This window comes from Nocardia sp. NPDC006630, assembly GCF_040611495.1.
GTDB lineage: Bacteria > Actinomycetota > Actinomycetes > Mycobacteriales > Mycobacteriaceae > Nocardia.
Map to the genome: position 1 here is coordinate 359828 of NZ_JBEXOK010000005.1, position 18186 is coordinate 378013.

23 protein-coding genes are annotated in these 18186 nt (G+C 66.1%); 19 read left to right on the forward strand and 4 right to left on the reverse strand.

What is annotated here, in order from left to right; all coding sequences use genetic code 11:
• Nucleotides 1-240 precede the first annotated feature (240 nt).
• From ABZX86_RS16720 to ABZX86_RS16735, 4 genes are all read left to right on the forward strand, one after another.
• Nucleotides 241-1245, forward strand: coding sequence for an ATP-binding cassette domain-containing protein (locus ABZX86_RS16720; protein WP_355124319.1), 1005 nt, complete (start codon nt 241-243; stop codon nt 1243-1245).
• On the forward strand, nt 1242-2060 hold the full coding sequence (locus ABZX86_RS16725; protein WP_355124321.1) for an ABC transporter permease: 819 nt from the start codon (nt 1242-1244) through the stop codon (nt 2058-2060). Before ABZX86_RS16720 ends, ABZX86_RS16725 begins: the two co-directional genes overlap by 4 nt.
• Nucleotides 2057-2926 carry an ABC transporter permease gene (locus ABZX86_RS16730; protein ID WP_355124323.1) on the forward strand — a complete coding sequence of 290 codons (870 nt, stop codon included), beginning with the start codon at nt 2057-2059 and terminating at the stop codon, nt 2924-2926. The genes ABZX86_RS16725 and ABZX86_RS16730 overlap by 4 nt, the downstream gene beginning before the upstream one ends.
• Before the next feature lie 157 nt (nt 2927-3083).
• Complete coding sequence (locus tag ABZX86_RS16735; RefSeq protein ID WP_355124325.1) at nt 3084-4112, forward strand: SDR family oxidoreductase; 1029 nt, start codon at nt 3084-3086, stop codon at nt 4110-4112.
• Nucleotides 4113-4122: 10 nt separating this feature from the next.
• Here ABZX86_RS16735 and ABZX86_RS16740 read toward each other — a convergent pair whose 3' ends face one another.
• Both ABZX86_RS16740 and ABZX86_RS16745 read right to left on the reverse strand, forming a co-directional pair.
• Nucleotides 4123-5334 carry a lycopene cyclase family protein gene (locus tag ABZX86_RS16740; RefSeq protein ID WP_355124327.1) on the reverse strand — a complete coding sequence of 404 codons (1212 nt, stop codon included), beginning with the start codon at nt 5332-5334 and terminating at the stop codon, nt 4123-4125.
• Nucleotides 5335-5399: 65 nt separating this feature from the next.
• Entirely contained in the window at nt 5400-5876 is a 477-nt protein-coding gene (locus ABZX86_RS16745; RefSeq protein WP_355124329.1) for a hotdog fold domain-containing protein, read from the reverse strand.
• Between ABZX86_RS16745 and ABZX86_RS16750 the strand changes: the two genes are divergently transcribed.
• The 12 genes from ABZX86_RS16750 to rpsQ all read left to right on the forward strand — a co-directional run bounded on the left by ABZX86_RS16750 (nt 5875) and on the right by rpsQ (nt 11747).
• Nucleotides 5875-6009 (forward strand): hypothetical protein, encoded by a 135-nt coding sequence (locus ABZX86_RS16750; protein WP_355124331.1) that lies wholly within the window; start codon nt 5875-5877, stop codon nt 6007-6009. The two genes, ABZX86_RS16745 and ABZX86_RS16750, sit on opposite strands and share 2 nt — an antisense overlap.
• Nucleotides 6010-6474: 465 nt before the next feature.
• Nucleotides 6475-6780, forward strand: a complete 306-nt coding sequence (gene rpsJ, locus ABZX86_RS16755; protein ID WP_003938093.1) for a 30S ribosomal protein S10 — start codon at nt 6475-6477, stop codon at nt 6778-6780.
• A gap of 14 nt (nt 6781-6794) precedes the next feature.
• Entirely contained in the window at nt 6795-7460 is a 666-nt protein-coding gene (gene rplC, locus ABZX86_RS16760) for a 50S ribosomal protein L3 (protein ID WP_297609487.1), read from the forward strand.
• Entirely contained in the window at nt 7457-8128 is a 672-nt protein-coding gene (rplD, locus tag ABZX86_RS16765; protein ID WP_327143667.1) for a 50S ribosomal protein L4, read from the forward strand. Before rplC ends, rplD begins: the two co-directional genes overlap by 4 nt.
• Complete coding sequence (gene rplW / locus ABZX86_RS16770) at nt 8125-8430, forward strand: 50S ribosomal protein L23 (protein ID WP_297609492.1); 306 nt, start codon at nt 8125-8127, stop codon at nt 8428-8430. The genes rplD and rplW overlap by 4 nt, the downstream gene beginning before the upstream one ends.
• A 33-nt stretch (nt 8431-8463) precedes the next feature.
• On the forward strand, nt 8464-9294 hold the full coding sequence (gene rplB / locus ABZX86_RS16775) for a 50S ribosomal protein L2 (RefSeq protein ID WP_327143668.1): 831 nt from the start codon (nt 8464-8466) through the stop codon (nt 9292-9294).
• Nucleotides 9295-9308: 14 nt separating this feature from the next.
• Complete coding sequence (gene rpsS, locus ABZX86_RS16780) at nt 9309-9590, forward strand: 30S ribosomal protein S19 (RefSeq protein WP_327143669.1); 282 nt, start codon at nt 9309-9311, stop codon at nt 9588-9590.
• Nucleotides 9587-9988 carry a 50S ribosomal protein L22 gene (gene rplV, locus ABZX86_RS16785; protein ID WP_327143670.1) on the forward strand — a complete coding sequence of 134 codons (402 nt, stop codon included), beginning with the start codon at nt 9587-9589 and terminating at the stop codon, nt 9986-9988. The genes rpsS and rplV overlap by 4 nt, the downstream gene beginning before the upstream one ends.
• The gene (rpsC, locus tag ABZX86_RS16790; RefSeq protein WP_297609504.1) at nt 9989-10795 is read left to right on the forward strand and encodes a 30S ribosomal protein S3; all 807 of its coding nucleotides are present in this window, start codon (nt 9989-9991) and stop codon (nt 10793-10795) included.
• Nucleotides 10796-10798: 3 nt separating this feature from the next.
• The gene (gene rplP / locus ABZX86_RS16795) at nt 10799-11215 is read left to right on the forward strand and encodes a 50S ribosomal protein L16 (RefSeq protein WP_327143671.1); all 417 of its coding nucleotides are present in this window, start codon (nt 10799-10801) and stop codon (nt 11213-11215) included.
• A complete protein-coding gene (gene rpmC, locus ABZX86_RS16800; protein WP_327143672.1) occupies nt 11215-11454 on the forward strand; it encodes a 50S ribosomal protein L29 in 240 nt (79 codons plus the stop codon). Before rplP ends, rpmC begins: the two co-directional genes overlap by 1 nt.
• A complete protein-coding gene (gene rpsQ / locus ABZX86_RS16805; protein ID WP_327143673.1) occupies nt 11451-11747 on the forward strand; it encodes a 30S ribosomal protein S17 in 297 nt (98 codons plus the stop codon). The genes rpmC and rpsQ overlap by 4 nt, the downstream gene beginning before the upstream one ends.
• Before the next feature lie 98 nt (nt 11748-11845).
• On the opposite strand, the gene ABZX86_RS16810 is transcribed toward rpsQ, so the two are convergent.
• Nucleotides 11846-12268: a pyridoxamine 5'-phosphate oxidase family protein gene (locus tag ABZX86_RS16810; RefSeq protein ID WP_355124336.1), complete on the reverse strand. Its 423-nt coding sequence runs from the start codon at nt 12266-12268 to the stop codon at nt 11846-11848.
• A 167-nt stretch (nt 12269-12435) separates the two neighbouring features.
• On the opposite strand from ABZX86_RS16810, the gene ABZX86_RS16815 reads away from it, so the two are divergent.
• Nucleotides 12436-15810: a 3-carboxy-cis,cis-muconate cycloisomerase family FAD/NAD(P)-binding protein gene (locus ABZX86_RS16815; RefSeq protein WP_355124338.1), complete on the forward strand. Its 3375-nt coding sequence runs from the start codon at nt 12436-12438 to the stop codon at nt 15808-15810.
• Between the two features lie 13 nt (nt 15811-15823).
• Here ABZX86_RS16815 and ABZX86_RS16820 read toward each other — a convergent pair whose 3' ends face one another.
• A complete protein-coding gene (locus tag ABZX86_RS16820) occupies nt 15824-16234 on the reverse strand; it encodes a DUF5997 family protein (protein ID WP_327143676.1) in 411 nt (136 codons plus the stop codon).
• An 81-nt stretch (nt 16235-16315) separates the two neighbouring features.
• Between ABZX86_RS16820 and ABZX86_RS16825 the strand changes: the two genes are divergently transcribed.
• Together ABZX86_RS16825 and ABZX86_RS16830 are read left to right on the forward strand one after the other, a co-directional pair.
• On the forward strand, nt 16316-17290 hold the full coding sequence (locus ABZX86_RS16825) for a LysR substrate-binding domain-containing protein (protein ID WP_355124340.1): 975 nt from the start codon (nt 16316-16318) through the stop codon (nt 17288-17290).
• Nucleotides 17291-17622: 332 nt separating this feature from the next.
• Nucleotides 17623-18171 (forward strand): EXLDI protein, encoded by a 549-nt coding sequence (locus tag ABZX86_RS16830; RefSeq protein ID WP_355124342.1) that lies wholly within the window; start codon nt 17623-17625, stop codon nt 18169-18171.
• The last annotated feature ends 15 nt before the right edge of the window (nt 18172-18186 follow it).

Genomic DNA, 18186 nt, shown 5'->3' on the forward strand with positions numbered 1-18186 from the left:
GACAAGGTGCGGAAATATCAGCAGACCGTCTGGTCTGGGTCTGGATCAGCGGCTATTCGCAGACCTGTCAGTTTGTGACCAAGGACACGTTTGATGGATGACTGCTTCGGCAAAGGAACGACCCCGTATCCGTACCGCCGGTAACATCACGCGCGACGGAGTGGATCATCCCCGAGGGGATGTGGGGACCCGCCGCCCGGGGCGAACTGAATTGCCCGCCCAGCCGATAGTGGAGAGTTGATGCCGAGCTTGGACAAACCGGATTCGCACACAGCGGAAGTGCGCAGCGCAGGGAGCGATCCGGCGGTATATGTCGAAGACATCCGCAAGTCGTTCGGCGAGGTGCACGCGCTGCAGGGCATCAGCTTCACCGCCGTGCGCGGCCAGGTGCTCGGCATCCTCGGCCCCAATGGCGCGGGTAAGACCACCGCGGTGAAGGTCCTGTCCACCCTGCTGCGTCCCGACTCCGGCACCGCCCGGGTCGCCGGACACGATGTGCGCAAGGATCCCGCGGCCGTCCGCCGGTCCATCATGATGACCGGTCAGTACGCCGCCCTTGACGAAAATCTTTCCGGACGCGAGAACATCGAACTGTTCGGCCGGCTCATGGGACTGCCCCGCAAGGCGGCCCGGCAGCGCGCCGACGACCTGCTCGAGGAATTCGACCTCACCGGCGCGGGCCGGCGCGCGGTCCGGCACTACTCCGGCGGTATGCGCCGCCGGGTCGACATCGCCTGCGGACTCGTGGTGCGACCGGAGGTGGTGTTCCTCGACGAACCCACCACCGGGCTCGACCCGCGCAGCCGCCAGGGCGTATGGGATCTGGTGAACGCGCTCAAGACCCAGGGCATCACCGTCCTGCTGACCACGCAGTACCTCGAAGAGGCCGACGTGCTCAGCGACAACATCATCGTCATCGACAAGGGCGCCGTGATCGCCGAGGGCACCGCGGACGCGCTCAAGCAGAAGACCGGCGGCAGCTACTGCGAGGTCGTACCGCTGGATCCGACCCATCTGATCGCGGCCGCGGACGCCCTGGGCGATCTGATTCCCCAGGCCACGCGCTCCGAAATCGGCAGTGGCGATCGGCTTTCGATCCCCGCGCCGGACGGGGCCTCGACACTCGCCGAGGCACTGCGCCGACTCGACGGCGCCGGAATCGAACTCGCGGACATCGGGCTGCGGCGGCCCTCGCTCGACGATGTGTTCCTCTCCCTCACCGGGCATTCGGGCGGCATCCAATGAGCGCGCCGGCCGCGGCCGAAGTAGGCCGCGCCGATCTGTTCGCCGGTCTGCCCAAGGCCAAGCCGAACAGCCTGCAGCAGTGGCAGGCGCTCACCGGCCGCATTCTCTGGGTGATGGCCACCAAGGGCGAACTCGCCTTCGCGGCTGTCACCCCGCTGGTCATCACCCTCGGCTTCTACCTGCCGCTCAAGTACGTCATGCAGTTCCGCGGCATCGACTACGCGCAGTTCGTCATGCCGATCATCGTGCTGCAGACCATGACCGTCACCATGATGTCGAATGCGCAGATGGCCGCCTTCGAGGCCATGACCGGATTCAACACCCGGATGCAGAGCATGCCCGTCGGCAAGATGGTGCCGCTGGTCTCGCGCCTGAGCGCCGGCCTGGTGCGATCGATCGTCTCGCTGACCGCGGCCATCGGCTGGGGTCATATGATCGGCTTCCGGTTCGTGGCCGGTTGGGGACAGACGGTGCTGTTCTGCGTGTTCTCGCTGGCCGTCGGCACCGTGCTGGCCGTCGGCGCGGATGCGCTCGGCTCGCTGACCAAGAATCCCGAATCGCTGAGTCAGGCCCTGACACTGCCGACGCTGATCTTCGGCATGCTCTCCTGCGGATTCGTGCCGGAATCCGGCTTCCCGGTGTGGGTTCGGCCGTTCGTGCGCAATCAGCCCATCTCCCAGTTCTCCTTCGCGCTGCGGGATATGGCCGCGCACGGGGTGACCTGGCAGGTGTTCTGGGTGCCGATGGTATGGCTGATCGGCGCCGCGGTGATCTTCCTGCCGGCGGCGGTCTGGGCGAGTATGAGGCGGTCATGAGTTCTGTTGTGGAAGCCCCCTCTGCCGAGGGCGATACGGCTTCGTGGGCAGGGCATCAGCCGCTGCCGCGGGTCGAGCAGCGGTCCGAACGGACGCTGTCGATCTGGTTGGAGCAGAGCTTCATCCAGTGCAAGCGACTGCTGATCGGCTGGGCCCGCGACCCCGCCACCACCATTCAGACCATCGCCTATCCGGCGGCCACCCTGCTCATGTTCCGTGTGGTGCTGGGTGATTCGATCACCTCGGCCACCGGCGCGCCCAGCATCTACGGCACCGTGCCGATGGTCATGCTGGTCGCGGCCATGGCGGGCTCGGTGGTCTCGGCGCTCGGCTTCAAGGTCGAGAAGGCGACCGGACTGCTCGGCCGGTTCTGGACCATGCCCGTACATCGCGCCGCCGGACTCACCGGACGCCTGCTGGCCGAGGCGATCCGCGTGCTGCTCACCTCGCTGATCGTGCTCGCGGTGGGTGTCTGCCTGGGCTTCCGATTCTGGTACGGCGCGGCCGCGGGCATTGCCATGCTGGGGATTCCGATCATTTTCGGCATCGGCTTCGCGGTGCTGGTGACGGCGCTCGCGACCATCACCGAGGGCATCCTGCTGGTGCAGGTCATCGGTGTCATCAACAGCCTGCTCATGTTCTTCAACTCCGGTTTCGTGCCGGTCTTCGCGTACCCCACGTGGTTGCAGATGACCGTCCAGAACCAGCCCATGAGTACGGCCATCGACGCCATGCGCGGGTTGTCCTTCGACGGGCCGATCGCGGTGCCGCTGTTGAAGACCGTCGCCTGGGCGGTCGGCATGGTGGTGGTGTTCGGTTATCCGGCGATTCGCGGCTATCGCAAGGCGGCCGAAACCGGCGCCTGAGCGACTGCCTCGGCGGGGCGGTATCCGGTACTCCGGGCACCGCCCCGTTGCTGTTGCTGAATGGTAGCCAGACGCGAAAATGCGTCCCGCATGCGAGTTTTGGGTGTTATGCGGTACCGCAGTCCGAGTGTGGTGTGCGTCACGCTAGGGTGTGCGCATGGCTTACCTGGTTACCGGGGCAACTGGGTTCATCGGGCGGTTTCTGATTCCCGAACTTCTTGAACGCGGCGAAGACGTTCATGTGCTCGTACGCCCCGGCGAAGACTCGATACTGCGTTTCAACCGATGCCTGCGCGCCTGGGATGCCGGGGACCGCGTGCGGCCGGTGCGCGGCGACCTGAGCGCGCCCGGAATCGGCATCGAACCGAGCTGGATTGCCGCGCACCGGGGTTCGATCGAGCATGTGTTCCACCTGGCCGGCGGACTGGACTCCGTGATGCCCGGCGGCGGCACCCGGCGCGTCGCCGAACTGGCCGGGGAACTGGAAGCCGGGCTGCTGCACCATGTTTCGACGGTGCGGGTCGCGGGCGGCTGGGACGGGCTCTTCACCGAGGATATGTTCGACGTCGGGCAGCCGCTGCCCGCGCCCTATCAGCGGGCCATGCTCGCGGCCGAACAGGCCGTGCGGGACCAGGACCGGGTGCCGTGGCGGATCTATCGGCCGTCCATCGTCATCGGGCACTCGCGCACCGGGGAAATCGACCGGATCGACGGGCCCTACTACTTCTTCCGGCTGCTGCGCATGGCCGCGCAACTGCCGCGCATCCTGCCGGTGGTCTCGCCGAAACTGGGCGATACCAATATGGTTCCGGTCGATTTCGTGGCACGCGCGCTCGACCACATCGCGCACCGGCCCGGCGGCGGGGGCAGCACCTACCACCTGGTGGATCCGCGGGAACAGAGTGTGGCCGACGTGTTCAACCTCTTCGCCGACGAGGCGGGGGCGCCGCATCTCATGGAGGTCATGCCCAAGCAGACCCTCGATATGACGCTGCGGGTACCCGGTATGGGATGGATGCTGCGGCAGGTCGGGGTGCCCATGGATGTGATCGCGCACAGCGAGATCGGCTGCCGGTTCGACTCCCGGCGCACCGCGGACGCGCTCGCCGGGACCGATATCAGGGTGCCGCCGCTGGCGGGGTACGGGTCGGTGATCTGGAAGTACTGGATCGAGAACTGGGTCTGACCCGCCGCTCTCACGACGTGGCGGTGCCCTCGGGCGCCGCCGCGGAGTTCCGCGGCCCCGGCCGGCCGTAATCCCAACCCACCCAGCGGTTTCGGTGCGTCCAGCCGACCAGGTCGTAGCGCCAGTGGAACGGCCAGGTGCGGGCCACCGTCAGGAACAATCCCGCACCGAGCGCGGCGAAATCGTCGTGCGCGGAGAGCAGTGCGCGCTGCTGCCGCGGGGAACCGGTGAAGAACGCCTCGAACATGGAGATCGACTGCGGTGTGGTCAGCCGGCCCAGTCCGTAGACGCCGCGCATCCGCATCCAGTACACCAGTCGCGCCTGCCACGGCCACAGCGCTTCGACCGGATCGTCGCCGCGCTGCAGGGCGGCGAGCGCGATATCGACCTGTGAGAGCGAATCGGCGACGCAGTAGCCGGTGATGGGGTGCATCTGCCCGCCGCGCGAACCGAACGGAATCACCTGTCCGCGACCGGTTTTCGGCGGCATATCGTCGAGGGGGTAGTGCGCGGCCTCGCTCGGTTCGTCACCGCGTAGTCGAATGCCGTGCGCCGCAAGCCGATTCAGGGTCCGGCGGCGTAGCTCGTGCTGCGGCATACCGCCCCGCAGCCCCAGGCTGGTCTCCTCGAAGATGACCGTCCCGTCGCCCAGCGGCACCGCGTAGAGAAACGACGGCGGCTCGTCCGGACCCGCACCGTTCTCGCTGCGCCAGTCCAGCAGCAAGCCCTCGCCCGGAGTGACCATGGGCGCGGCGACATCCTCGTCCACGAAAATGCCGTGCGCACTGGCGGTCCGGCGCTGTCCCGGCGACGCCTGCCCCCGGGTGTCGAAGACCGTCGCGGCCCGCACCTCGGTGCCGTCGGCCAATTCCACCCGATGCGCCTCGACCACCCGCGCCCGCCCGGTGATCACCGTGGCATCGTCCAGTGGCAGCGCATCCCGCAACCCCTGCTTCGACAGCACGCAGTACGGCCGCGCGATCCGATGCTCGCTCTGCGTCCACACCACCGGCGCTTCGATCCGGCTCGCAATCACGCTGTGCGGCAACCACTCCGGCAACTCGTCGATCCAGCACGAATACGTGGGTCCCCACAGCCGCTCCGGCCGCGGATCCACCGCAACCACCCGCAACCCCGCCACCGCAGCCCGATGCGCCAGCGCCCGCCCCGTAGGCCCGAGCCCCACCACACAAACATCGGCAGCCCCGCCGACCTCACTCATACCCGCATTCAAACAGCCCCACCCCGCCCCCGCCACCTTCCTCCCCGGATGGCGGGGGCCGGGTGCTATTTGGGGGTGATCCAGGTGGTGATGTCGGCGTGGACCACCTCGACGCCGGACTTGTCGTAGATGGCGACGGGGACGATGAGGTTCCGGCCCTCGGTGATGGCCGAGAAGTCCGGCAGCTCGGGCAGTTCGGCCACGGCGCGCAGGCCGGAGTTGGCCTTCGCCAGGTACTGGACGTTCATGGCCTTGGGGATCCAGCGGTGGGTGCCGGGAACGGTGGCTTCGGACAGCATGCCCATGGCCACCTCGGCGAGGTTGCAGGCGGCGATGGCATGGAAGGTGCCCAGGTGATTGTGGATACCGAACCACTTGGGTGCGGTCACCTCGCACAGGCCGGGCTCGAGCCGCACGACGTTCGGCAGCACGGTGCCGAAGTAGGGGACGCGCGCGACCATGCCGAGGGAGAACAGGGTGTGGCCGAGCCGATTGTCCGGCAGTTTCTTCCAGCCGCGGTAGGTGGCGGTCTCTTTCGTCATGAGCCGTATCTTACTCAGAAGTAAGTTCTGCGGAAGACAGGCCGCGCAGCGCGGGGGCAGGGTCGGCATCGGACTGGTCGACCCGGCCCTCGTCAAGGGCCTGCAGTTCCTGATCGTCGAAGAACTGCCCTGATCGAAGGAGGGCGGGCGCATCACTGCGGCGACAGGGTGTGACCAGGCCCATCGCGATATGCCGTGGGGGAGGGGGCGATTTGAAGTCACCCATAGCCCTGGTGCATACTATTCAGGTTGCCCGGACCGGGTTGTGTCTTTCTTCGGAATAGACGCAGGTGGTGGCGGGTGAGAAGGACACTCTTGCACCCCGCTGATTACGGCGGCGGTGCGTCCGGGACAAAGGTTCTTCCGGCCAAGTGGGATTCGATTCCAGGGCCGAAGAATGAGCGGATGGGCGACACGCCCGACCGCGTGGACCGGAAGAACCATGACAGATGAACAGCGGCGATGGATCGGGCCCACACGTGGCCCCGGTCGTGTGGTGGCTGATGCGTCTTCGTGTGTTCGGACTGTGCAAATGAGGGTGCTTCGAGAGCGAAAGCTCTTGGGGCACAAACGTTAAGCGGAGAAAAGGACACTCAGCGTGGCGGGACAGAAGATCCGCATCAGGCTCAAGGCCTACGACCATGAGGCGATCGACGCGTCTGCGCGCAAGATCGTCGAGACGGTGACCCGCACGGGCGCTCGTGTCGTTGGCCCGGTGCCGTTGCCCACCGAAAAGAACGTGTACTGCGTCATCCGTTCGCCGCACAAGTACAAAGACTCGCGCGAGCACTTCGAGATGCGTACTCACAAGCGGCTGATTGACATCCTCGACCCCACGCCGAAGACGGTCGACGCGCTTATGCGCATCGATCTTCCGGCCAGTGTCGACGTCAACATTCAGTGACGGGGATTCCAGATATGACTGACAACAAGAGCAGGCCGGCTGCCGGCATCCTGGGAACCAAGCTCGGTATGACCCAGGTCTTCGACGAGAAGAACCGCGTTGTTCCGGTGACCGTCGTCAAGGCCGGTCCGAACGTCGTGACCCAGATCCGCACCGCCGAGCGTGATGGCTACGCCGCCATCCAGATCGCCTACGGCGCCATCGACCCGCGCAAGGTGAACAAGCCGGTTTCCGGCCAGTTCTCCAAGGCCGGTGTCACCCCTCGCCGCCACATCACGGAGATCCGCGTCGCTGACGTCGCCTCCTTCGAGGTCGGCCAGGAAATCGGCGCGGAGGCCTTCGCCGAAGGCAGCTTCGTCGACGTGACGGGCACCTCCAAGGGCAAGGGCTTCGCCGGCACCATGAAGCGTCACGGCTTCAAGGGCCAGGGCGCCTCCCACGGTGCGCAGGCTGTGCACCGCCGGCCGGGTTCCATCGGTGGTTGCTCCACCCCGGGCCGCGTGTTCAAGGGCATGCGCATGTCCGGCCGGATGGGTAACGACCGCGTCACCACGCAGAACCTCACGGTCCACAAGGTGGATGCCGAGAACGGTCTGCTGCTGATCAAGGGTGCGATCCCGGGCCGTCGCGGCCACGTCGTGATCGTCAAGAGTGCAGTGAAGGGTGGTGCCCGGGCATGAGCACCGAGACCAAGACCAACCTGACGCTCCCGGTCAAGGCCGCTGGCGGCAAGACCGAGGGCACCGTCGAGCTCCCCGCGGAGATCTTCGACGTGACCGCCAATATCGCGCTGATGCACCAGGTTGTCGTGGCCCAGCAGGCCGCGGCTCGCCAGGGCACGCACTCGACCAAGACCCGCGGTGAAGTCCGCGGTGGTGGTCGTAAGCCGTACCGGCAGAAGGGCACCGGCCGCGCCCGTCAGGGCTCGACCCGTGCACCGCAGTTCGTCGGCGGTGGCACCGTCCACGGCCCGCAGCCGCGCGATTACACCCAGCGCCTGCCCAAGAAGATGAAGGTCGCCGCACTGCGTGGCGCTCTCTCCGACCGGGCCCGCAACGAGCGCATCCACGTGATCACCGAACTGGTCCCGGGTCAGACCCCGTCGACCAAGATCGCCAAGACCTTCCTTGCCGAGCTTTCGAGCCGCAAGCAGCTCCTGGTCGTCGTCGGTCGCGAGGACATCGCCACGTGGAAGAGCGTTGCGAACCTGGAGAACGTGCACCCGATCGCTCCCGATCAGCTGAACACCTACGACGTGCTGAAGGCCGATGAGGTCATCTTCTCCGTCGAGGCGCTCAATGCCTTCGTGCACGGCCCCGCCGAAGCTGCACAGGAGGAGAGCAAGTGACCACGATCGCCGACCCCCGCGACATTCTGCTGGCGCCGGTCATCTCCGAGAAGTCCTACGGACTGATCGAAGAGGGTACCTACACCTTCATCGTGCACCCGGACTCCAACAAGACGCAGATCAAGATCGCCGTCGAGAAGGTCTTCGGCGTCACGGTGACCAGCGTCAACACTGCTAACCGTCAGGGCAAGCGCAAGCGGACCAAGGCCGGTTACGGAAAGCGCAAGAACACCAAGCGCGCGCTCGTGACCCTCTCGGCCGACAGCAAGCCCATCGAGATCTTCGGAGGCCCGGTCGCGTAAGCGCCTGGGAATCCAGAAAGTAGAGAAGAACTCATGGCAATTCGTAAATACAAGCCGACTACCCCGGGTCGTCGTGGCGCCTCGGTCTCGGATTTCGCCGAGATCACCCGCTCCACCCCCGAGAAGTCGCTGCTGCGTCCGCTCACCAAGACCGGTGGCCGTAACGCTCAGGGCCGCATCACCACTCGTCACAAGGGTGGCGGTCACAAGCGTGCCTACCGTCTGATCGACTTCCGTCGGATGGACAAGGACGGCGTGCCGGCCAAGGTCGCTCACATCGAGTACGACCCCAACCGCACCGCCAATATCGCCCTCCTGCACTTCGCGGACGGCGAGAAGCGCTACATCATCGCGCCCAAGGGCATTGCCCAGGGCACGAAGATCGAGTCCGGCGCGGGCGCCGACATCAAGCCGGGCAACAACCTGCCGATGCGCAACATCCCGACCGGTACCACCATTCACGCGGTGGAGCTGCGTCCGGGTGGCGGCGCCAAGCTGGCTCGTTCCGCCGGTATGAGCATTCAGCTGCTGGGTAAGGAAGGCGCCTACGCCGTCCTGCGTATGCCCTCCGGTGAAATCCGCCGCGTCGATGTGCGCTGCCGCGCCACCATCGGCGAGGTCGGCAATGCCGAGCAGTCGAACATCAACTGGGGCAAGGCCGGCCGTATGCGGTGGAAGGGCGTTCGCCCGACCGTCCGTGGTGTCGTCATGAACCCGGTCGACCACCCGCACGGTGGTGGTGAAGGTAAGACCTCCGGTGGTCGCCACCCGGTCTCGCCGTGGGGTAAGCCGGAAGGCCGCACCCGCAAGCCCAACCGTCCCAGCGACAAGCTCATCGTCCGCCGCCGCGGCAAGAAGCGTTAAGGAGGAGGTTAAAGATGCCACGCAGCCTCAAGAAGGGCCCGTTCGTAGACGATCACCTCCTCAAGAAGGTGGACGTTCAGAACGAGAAGGGCACGAAGCAGGTCATCAAGACCTGGTCGCGTCGTTCGACCATCATTCCCGATTTCATCGGGCACACGTTCTCGGTGCACGACGGCCGCAAGCACGTTCCGGTCTTCGTCTCGGACAACATGGTCGGGCACAAGCTCGGTGAGTTCGCGCCGACCAGGACGTTCAAGAGCCACGTCAAGGACGATCGGAAGAGCAAGCGGCGATGAGCACTGAAACTCAGAACCAGACTGCGCGCGCCACTGCCAAGCACGTGCGCGTGACGCCGATGAAGGCTCGTCGTGTTGTGGACCTGGTCCGCGGCAAGCGAGTCGAGGACGCGCTGAACATTCTGCGGTTCGCCCCGCAGGCTGCCAGCGAGCCGGTCGCCAAGGTGGTGGCTTCGGCCGCGGCCAACGCCGAGAACAACCTCGGTCTGAACCCGGCCACCCTGGTCATCTCGACGGCATTCGTCGACGAGGGCGCGACCATGAAGCGTTTCCAGCCGCGGGCCCAGGGCCGTGCGTTCCGGATTCGCAAGCGCACCAGCCACATCACCATCGAGGTCGAGAGCGTGCCTGAGCTCAGCACTGCCCCTCGCAACCGCCGGAAGGGAGGGGCAAAGTAAATGGGACAGAAAATTAATCCCCATGGCTTCCGCCTCGGTATCACGACCGACTGGAAGTCGCGTTGGTACGCCGATAAGCAGTACAAGGAATACGTCGGCGAAGACGTCAAGATCCGCAAGCTCCTCGCCACCGGCATGGAGCGGGCCGGCATCTCGAAGGTCGAGATCGAGCGCACCCGTGACCGTGTGCGTGTGGATATCCACACCGCGCGTCCGGGCATCGTCATCGGCCGCCGCGGCGCCGAGGCCGACCGTATCCGTGCCGAGCTGGAGAAGCTCACCGGCAAGCAGGTGCAGCTGAACATCCTCGAGGTCAAGAACCCCGAATCGGATGCGCAGCTCGTTGCTCAGGGTGTTGCCGAGCAGCTGTCGAACCGTGTGGCGTTCCGTCGTGCGATGCGTAAGGCCATTCAGTCGGCCATGCGTTCGCCGAACGTCAAGGGCATCCGCGTGCAGTGCTCGGGCCGCCTCGGTGGCGCCGAAATGTCGCGCTCGGAGTTCTACCGCGAAGGCCGTGTGCCCCTGCACACCCTTCGTGCGGACATCGACTACGGCCTGTACGAGGCCCGCACCACCTTCGGCCGTATCGGCGTGAAGGTGTGGATCTACAAGGGCGACATCGTCGGTGGCAAGCGTGAGGTCACTGCGACCGCCGCGCCGGCCGGCGACCGTGATCGTCCGCGTCGTGAGCGGCCCAGCCGCCCGCGTCGCTCGGGTGCCCAGGGCACCACTGCCACCAGTACTGAGGCCGGGCGTGCCGCGACTGCGGTCGCAGAGGCTCCGGCAGAGACGACCCAGGAGGGCTGACCTATGTTGATGCCTCGCAAGGTCAAGCACCGTAAGCAGCATCACCCGGGCCGTTCGGGCATGTCCAAGGGCGGCACGGCGGTTACCTTCGGTGAGTTCGGCATCCAGGCTCTGGAGCCGGCCTACGTGACCAACCGCCAGATCGAGTCGGCGCGTATCGCGATGACCCGCCACATCAAGCGTGGCGGCAAGATCTGGATCAACATCTACCCCGATCGCCCGCTCACGAAGAAGCCGGCCGAAACCCGCATGGGTTCCGGTAAGGGTTCTCCGGAGTGGTGGATCGCGAACGTGAAGCCGGGACGGATCATGTTCGAGATGTCTTACCCGAATGAGGAGACCGCTCGTGAGGCCCTGCGCCGCGCGATGCACAAGCTCCCCATGAAGTGCAGGATCGTGACGCGAGAGGAGCAGTTCTGATGGCTACCGGAACTCCGGCTGCAGAGCTGCGCGAGCTGACTGAGGACGAGCTCGTCGCGAAACTGCGTGAAGGCAAGGAAGAGCTGTTCAACCTGCGCTTCCAGATGGCGACGGGCCAGTTGCAGAACAACCGTCGTCTGCGTGTGGTCCGCCACGAGATCGCGCGCCTCTACACGGTTATGCGTGAGCGTGAGCTCGGGCTGGCCACCGGTCCTGAAGGCAAGGGAGATGCGGCATGAGTGACGCAAAAGGCCCGGCCAAGACGCCGGCAAAGGTTGAGGAGCGGGGCCAGCGCAAGATCCGCAAGGGCTACGTTGTCTCCGACAAGATGACCAAGACCATCGTGGTCGAGCTGGAGAATCGCGTGAAGCACAAGCTTTACGGCAAGATCATCCGCACCACCTCGAAGGTCAAGGCCCACGACGAGAACGAGAGCGCCAATGTCGGCGACCTCGTGCAGCTGATGGAGACCCGTCCGCTGTCCGCCACCAAGCGCTGGCGTCTGGTCGAGGTCCTGGAGCGGGCGAAGTAATTCCCCCCTCCGCGACTGACAAGTCGTAAAACGAAGGCCCGCTTCCCTTTTGGGACGCGGGCCTTCGTCGTTTCCGGGAACGGGTCAGCCCGGACCGATCAGAACGAGCCCATATCGGCCGATAGCCAGTGTTCCGGGCTCATGAAGACCGCGGACTGCGGGCCGATGGAGTCGGCGTACTTCAGGTAGCCGTCGACCTTGTCGGCGGGCAGATAGCGGGCGGCCATTTCGTGGTGCTGCTCATCGGTCATCGGGGTGACCCTGGTGATAGGACCCTCGACAGTCACGTAGCGGACGGTCGGTTCGAGGACTTCGACCATGAGGCTGAAGCGCCCGGATTCCTTCAGCAGCCGCATCTTCTGCGACTCGGGTCCCGTCAGCACCCACAGCTCACCGCCGGGCGAGTACTGGTACCAGATGGGCACGGTCAGGGGTGCGCGTCCCGGCCGGTTGTTCACGGCCAGCGCCCCGATATGTGGTTGTGCGAGGAAACTCTGTCGTTCTTCCAACGTCAGTGCCATACCTCCCACGGTACCGAGGGGGTACGACGTTCCTGTTTCTCCAACACGCAGAACCCTGCTTCTCCAACACGCAGAGCGCAATACTGCGTTCGGCGTTTCGCGAGGAAGAGCGGATTCCGTACCGCGCGTTCTTGTATGGGATCGGTGACCTCGCTACTCTCGGCGACGTGCCCGCTACCGGGCGCGGATCTGCGGGCGCGATCGGTGAGTGGATGCTCGACAATGTGGTTCGGATTGCGATCGTCGGAATGGGACCTCGCGGTCTGAATGTCTGTGAACGAATTTGTGCCAATGCTCGGCAGCTCGGTAATTCGGCGGGCGTCGAGCTGATTCTGCTGGACTCGAAACAGGTTGGCACCGGGGCGGTCTGGCGTACCGACCAGCCTGCCCAACTGCTGATGAATACGGTGTCCGAGCAGGTCACGGTGTTCACCGATGACACCGTCGAGATGGCCGGTCCGGTCGATCGCGGTCCGAGTCTGCATGAATGGGCCAATTTCATCGCCAAGATCGGCAATTTCGCCGGACTGCCCGCGCGGGCTTATCGAGAAGCCCTCCGGATCCGCGCGGAAAGCTATCCGCCGCGCTACTTCTACGGCCATTATCTGCGCTGGGCATTCGAACGAACGCGCGACCGCTATGCCGAATGGGTGCATGTGCGCGAAATTGTGGCTACCGCAGTGGATTTGCGAGACGGCCCCGGCGGATTGCAGGAACTGGAGTTGAGCACCGGGGAGCGGGTGCGCGGCCTGCACGCCGTGGTGCTCACCCAGGGCCACCTGGGGGAGGAGCAGCCGGAAGTGCCCGGCTCCCTGCCGGATTCGGCGCACCGCCTCGGACTCGGCTACGTGCCGCCGGCCAATGCCGCCGATATCGACGTGGACCGGATTCCGGAGGGCGATCCCGTGCTCATCCGGGGTCTGGGGCTCACCTTCTTCGACTATCTGGTGCTGCTGACCGCCGGCCGCGGCGGTGTCTTCAAGGAGGCCGATACCGGACTGGAGTACGTGGCGTCCGGCCGCGAACCGGTCATTATCGCGGGCTGTCGCCGGGGCATCCCGCATCATGCCCGCGGCGAGAACCAGAAGGGCGTGGACGGCCGGTACGCGCCGCTGCTGTTGAATCCCGCGCGCATCGACCGATTGCGCAGCCGCTCACGGAAATTGGGCGATGTCTCCTTCCGCCGGGATGTGTGGCCGCTGATCGCCCGCGAGGTCGAATCGGTGTACTACGCGGCGCTGCTGTCCGAGCAGTTGAGCCCGCAGCGACTGGAGTCCTTCCGGGATCGGTATCTCACCGTGCCCACCGATCAGGACGCCGCGGAGTTGTTGCAGCGCTTCCATATTCGGCAGCAGGACCGGTGGAACTGGGAGAGCTTGGTGGATCCGACGGGCGGCCGCCGCTTCGATCGCCCCGGCGATTTTCACGACTGGCTGCTGGCCTACCTGGATGCCGATGTGCGCGAGGCCCGCCTGGGCAATGTCCGGGGTCCGGTGAAGGCGGCGCTGGACGTGCTGCGGGATCTGCGCAATGAGGTTCGGCTCGTGGTCGACTACGGCGGTATCGCAGGGTCGTCGTATCGGGACGATCTGGATCGCTGGTACACGCCGATGAACGCCTTCCTCTCGATCGGCCCGCCCGCCAGCCGCATTGCCGAATTGGCGGCGCTGATCCGGGCGGGTGTCGTGCGGGTGGTCGGCCCCGGTATGCGGGTGGATATCGATGCCGAGCGCGGGCTCTTCGTCGCCGGTTCACCGCAGGTGCGCGGATCGCAGGTGCAGGGCCGGTATCTCATCGACGCCTGGCTGCCGGCGCCCGATCTGCGCCGCACGGCGGACCCGCTGCTGCGAAACTTGCTGGGCCGCAATGATGTGCGCGGTTATGTGATCGGCTCACCGGACGGCAGCAGCTATCGGACCGGCGGTCTCACCATCGCGCCGAACACCCATCACCTGGTGGACGGCGAGGGCCGAATCCACCCGCGCCGCTACGCCTTCGGTGTTCCCACCGAGTCCGTCCGCTGGGTGACCGCGGCGGGCCCGCGCCCCGGCGTCAATTCGGTCACCCTGGCCGACGGCGACGGCATCGCCCGCGAAATCCTCACCACCCACCGCTACGACGAGCATGCGAATACTCCTGAAAGGCACGACGATATGGCGATCGAATGCGGGCTGCTGTCTCCGGTGAGCGTCGGCGTCCCGGTGGAATCCCTGCTGGGCGATGACGCGTGGATCGAGGCCATGCTGGAGGTGGAGCTCGCGCTGACCCGCGCCGAGGCCCGGCTCGGCATGGTTCCGGACAGTGTCGCCGAGCATATGGCGATCGCGGTGCGCGAGCACGAGTTCAGCGCCCGGGATATCGCCGAAGCCGCACGGGGAGCGGCCAATCCGGTGGTCACCTTCGTGGAGCGACTGCACCGCGCGGTTGCCGATATCGACCCGGTGAGCGCGAATTACGTGCACTACGGTTCGACCAGTCAGGACATTCTGGATACGGCGACCATGGTGATCGCCGCACGGGTGCTGTCGATCATCATCACCGATCTCAACACCATGCTCGGCTCCCTCGCGGAATTGGCGCGGCGCCAACGTGATACGCCGATTGCCGGGCGGACGCTGGCCATGCAGGCCGTGCCGACCACTTTCGGCGCCAAGGTGGCGGTGTGGATGCAGGGCCTGCTCGACGCCCGCGACCGGCTGTGCCAGGTGCGGACCGGCCTGCCGGTGCAATTGGGCGGTGCGGCAGGCACTTTGGCGTCGTACATCGAATGCGCCCGCGGTGCGGATTCGCCGCTGTCGCAGGCGCCCGCCGGTGAGATCGTGGAGCGCCTCACCGAGGAGTTCGCGGCCGAACTGTCCCTCACCGTCACCGCGACCCCCTGGCATACCGTGCGCACCCCGATCGCCGATCTGGCCGGTGCGCTGGCGCTCACCTCGGGTGTGCTCGGCAAGCTCGCGGTGGATGTGATCTCTCAGTCCCGCACCGAGATCGCCGAACTGTGCGAACCCGCGGCGGCCGGTCGCGGCGAATCGTCCGCCATGCCGCAGAAGCGAAATCCGGTATTGAGCACCATGATTCGCGGCGCGGCCCTCCAGGTACCGGGCCTGGCCTCGACACTCTTCGGTGCACTGCTTGCCGAGGACGAGCGTCCGGCGGGCTCCTGGCATGCCGAATGGCAGCCGCTGCGCGAGTGCCTGCTGCTGGTGGGCGGCGCGGCGCATACGGCGGTGGAGCTGGCCGCCGGTCTGACCGCGGACGCCGATCGGATGACCACGAATCTCACCCTCACCGACGGCCAGATCGTCTCCGAGCGTCTCTCGATCCGCCTGGCCCCGCTGCTCGGCAAGCCGGTCGCGAAGAAGACGCTGCAGGCGGCCGCCTACGAATCGCAGTCCACGGCGCGCCCGCTGGCCGACATCCTGGCCGAATGCCCGGATATCGCCATGCATCTCGGTCAGCCGGAGCTGGCCGAGCTGTTGCGCCCCGAAAACTATCTCGGCGCAGCCCCGGATCTGGTCGATCGGGTGCTGCGCCGGATGTGAGTGTGTGCCGGTACTACCAGTTCTTGGCCGGGCGGTTGGTGGCCGCGCGCCGTTCGGCGTCCTTGGCCTTGACGCGCTCGGCCTCCTTGCGCACCTCGGCGAAGTTCTCCCGCTCCTTCACCAGCCATTCCGGCGGTGCGGCGATCAGGGCGTCGATCTCGGCGCTGGTCAGCGCGTCCTCGACCCCGGCGCGGCCCAGCCCGGAGTTCGAGATGCCGAGCTTGCGGGCGACCACATCGCGCGGGAAAGGCCCGTCGGCGCGCAGGTCGAGCAGCCACTGCGGCGGATTGGTGCGCAGCTCTTCGAGCTGTGCGCGGGTGACGGGTGAGTTCCGGAACTCCTCGGGGGTTGCGGGGAGGTAGATGCCGAGTTTGGCCGCCGCGGTCAGCGGCTTCATGTTCTGGGGTTTCTTGTCCGGGCTCACATGATGAGGGTATCGGTCGGGGAGAGGTGAACCGGCCGCGCGGTGCAATAACCTCGCTCGCCGTGCAATAACCTGGGTGGAATGAGCCGGTTCGAGTCGATCGATATCCCGCGTCTGCGCTGGTTCGCCGCGGTTGCGGAACAGTTGCACTTCGCGCGCGCGGCGCAGAGCCTCGGCATTGCCCGGCAGCGCCTGAGCCGGACGATCATCGAGTTGGAGGAGGAGCTCGGCACCAAATTGTTCGTGCCGGGTGCGCAGCCGACCCAGCTCACCACCGACGGCGAGGAACTGCTGGTGGCCGCCCGCGAGCTGATCGCGAATGCCCCGGAACCCGAACCGGTGGCGCCCGGCGAGGGTGAGCGGCTGCGGGTCGGATTTGTGCCCGGGGTGACCGTCACCAAATGGGACCGGATCTGGCGCGAGCGTTTTCCCGAGATTCCGGTCGAGATGATCCCGGTGCCGATGCGCGAGCAGGACGCGGCGCTGCGGGACGGCCGCGTCGATATGTGCTTCGTCCGCCTGCCGATCGACCGGGACGGGATCAGCGCCATCCCGCTCTACCGCGAATTGCCGGTGGTGGTGGTGCCCAAGGATCATCCGCTGTCGGTCTTCGATCAGGTGAGCATGGCCGAGCTGACCGAGGAGCGCATGCAGGACGCCGCCGATCTCGACGAGGCGGCCATGACCATGGAGCTGGTGGCGGCGGTCAGCGGTGCGGCCATCGTGCCGCATTCCATTGCGCGCCTGCACAGTCGCAAGGATCTGGTCTACCGGACCATGACCGGGGTGCCGGAGACCGAGATCGTGCTGGCCTGGCCGGATGAGCAGACCACCGAATTGGTGGAGGAGTTCGTCGGTGTGGTGCGCGGGCGTTCGGCGCGCAGTTCGCGGTCGCCGTCGGGGCAGGAGGCGGCCAAGCCGCGCCGCGCCGCGGGTCCGGGTAAGAAGCCGGCCGCCGGTGCGAAGAAGTCCGCCGGGGGTGCGAAGAAGCCGGCCGGGGCCAAGGCGAAATCGGCTGGGGCCGTGAAGAAGCCGGGCAAGCGCCGCGGAAAGTAGTAGCGGCCGAAGCTGATCCGAGGGCCCGTCTCCCGAGTGGGAGGCGGGCCCTTCGTCATGTCCGGGGTGAAGTCGGGGGATTTCTCAGGGTGAAGTCAGGGTTGCGCTATACGTATACGTCTACTTATAGTGATTTCAAGTGGTGGGTAGCTCGGCCGCTGCGGAACCGGTATCCGGGAACCGTTGACGCACAGTGGATTTCGAACACGCTGTGAGTGGACGGAGAAACATGCCCGTATGCGCATCCGCTAATGAAAAATTCGTCAACCATAGGTTGACTGAAACTAGATAGTCAACCTATGGTTGACGGATGACCGGAACTGGAGCAGATCATGGACATCGATATGCAGAAGCCTGCCGACGACGCCGCCCCCGGCACCGTGGTGACGCAGCCCCTGCCTGACGGCATGACGGAGATCGAAGTGCGCGTCGGCCCCGGCGGCGCTCGCACCCAGAGCTTCGTCGGCCGCCGGCTGGCGAAATCGCAGCAGGTCACCGCGGCCGGCGCCGAGAATATTCGGATCTACCAGAGTCGCAAGGGCAAGCTGGTGGTGCACCGCCACTACCTGGACTGGTCCGATTTCTCGACGGCGACCAAGCACGTCTACGCGGAGACGAAGGACCACTTCAATGCCCGGCGGGAAGAGTTCGTCGCGGCCCGCCGCAATCCCGACGGCTCCCACGTTCCGCTGATTGCCAACTGGGCCACCGAATTCAAGGGCTGGCGCGAACTGGTCGGTGTCGGTCAGGATGGCTATGGCGACTACACACTCGAAATCGTGGATTCGCTGGGGGAGTTGCGTGACCGAGTGCCTGCCAAGGCGTACCGGACAGTTGCCGATGCGGTGGAAAACCCGTCTGCGCAGTTTCTCGACATCTGACAGCTCTGCCGGAAC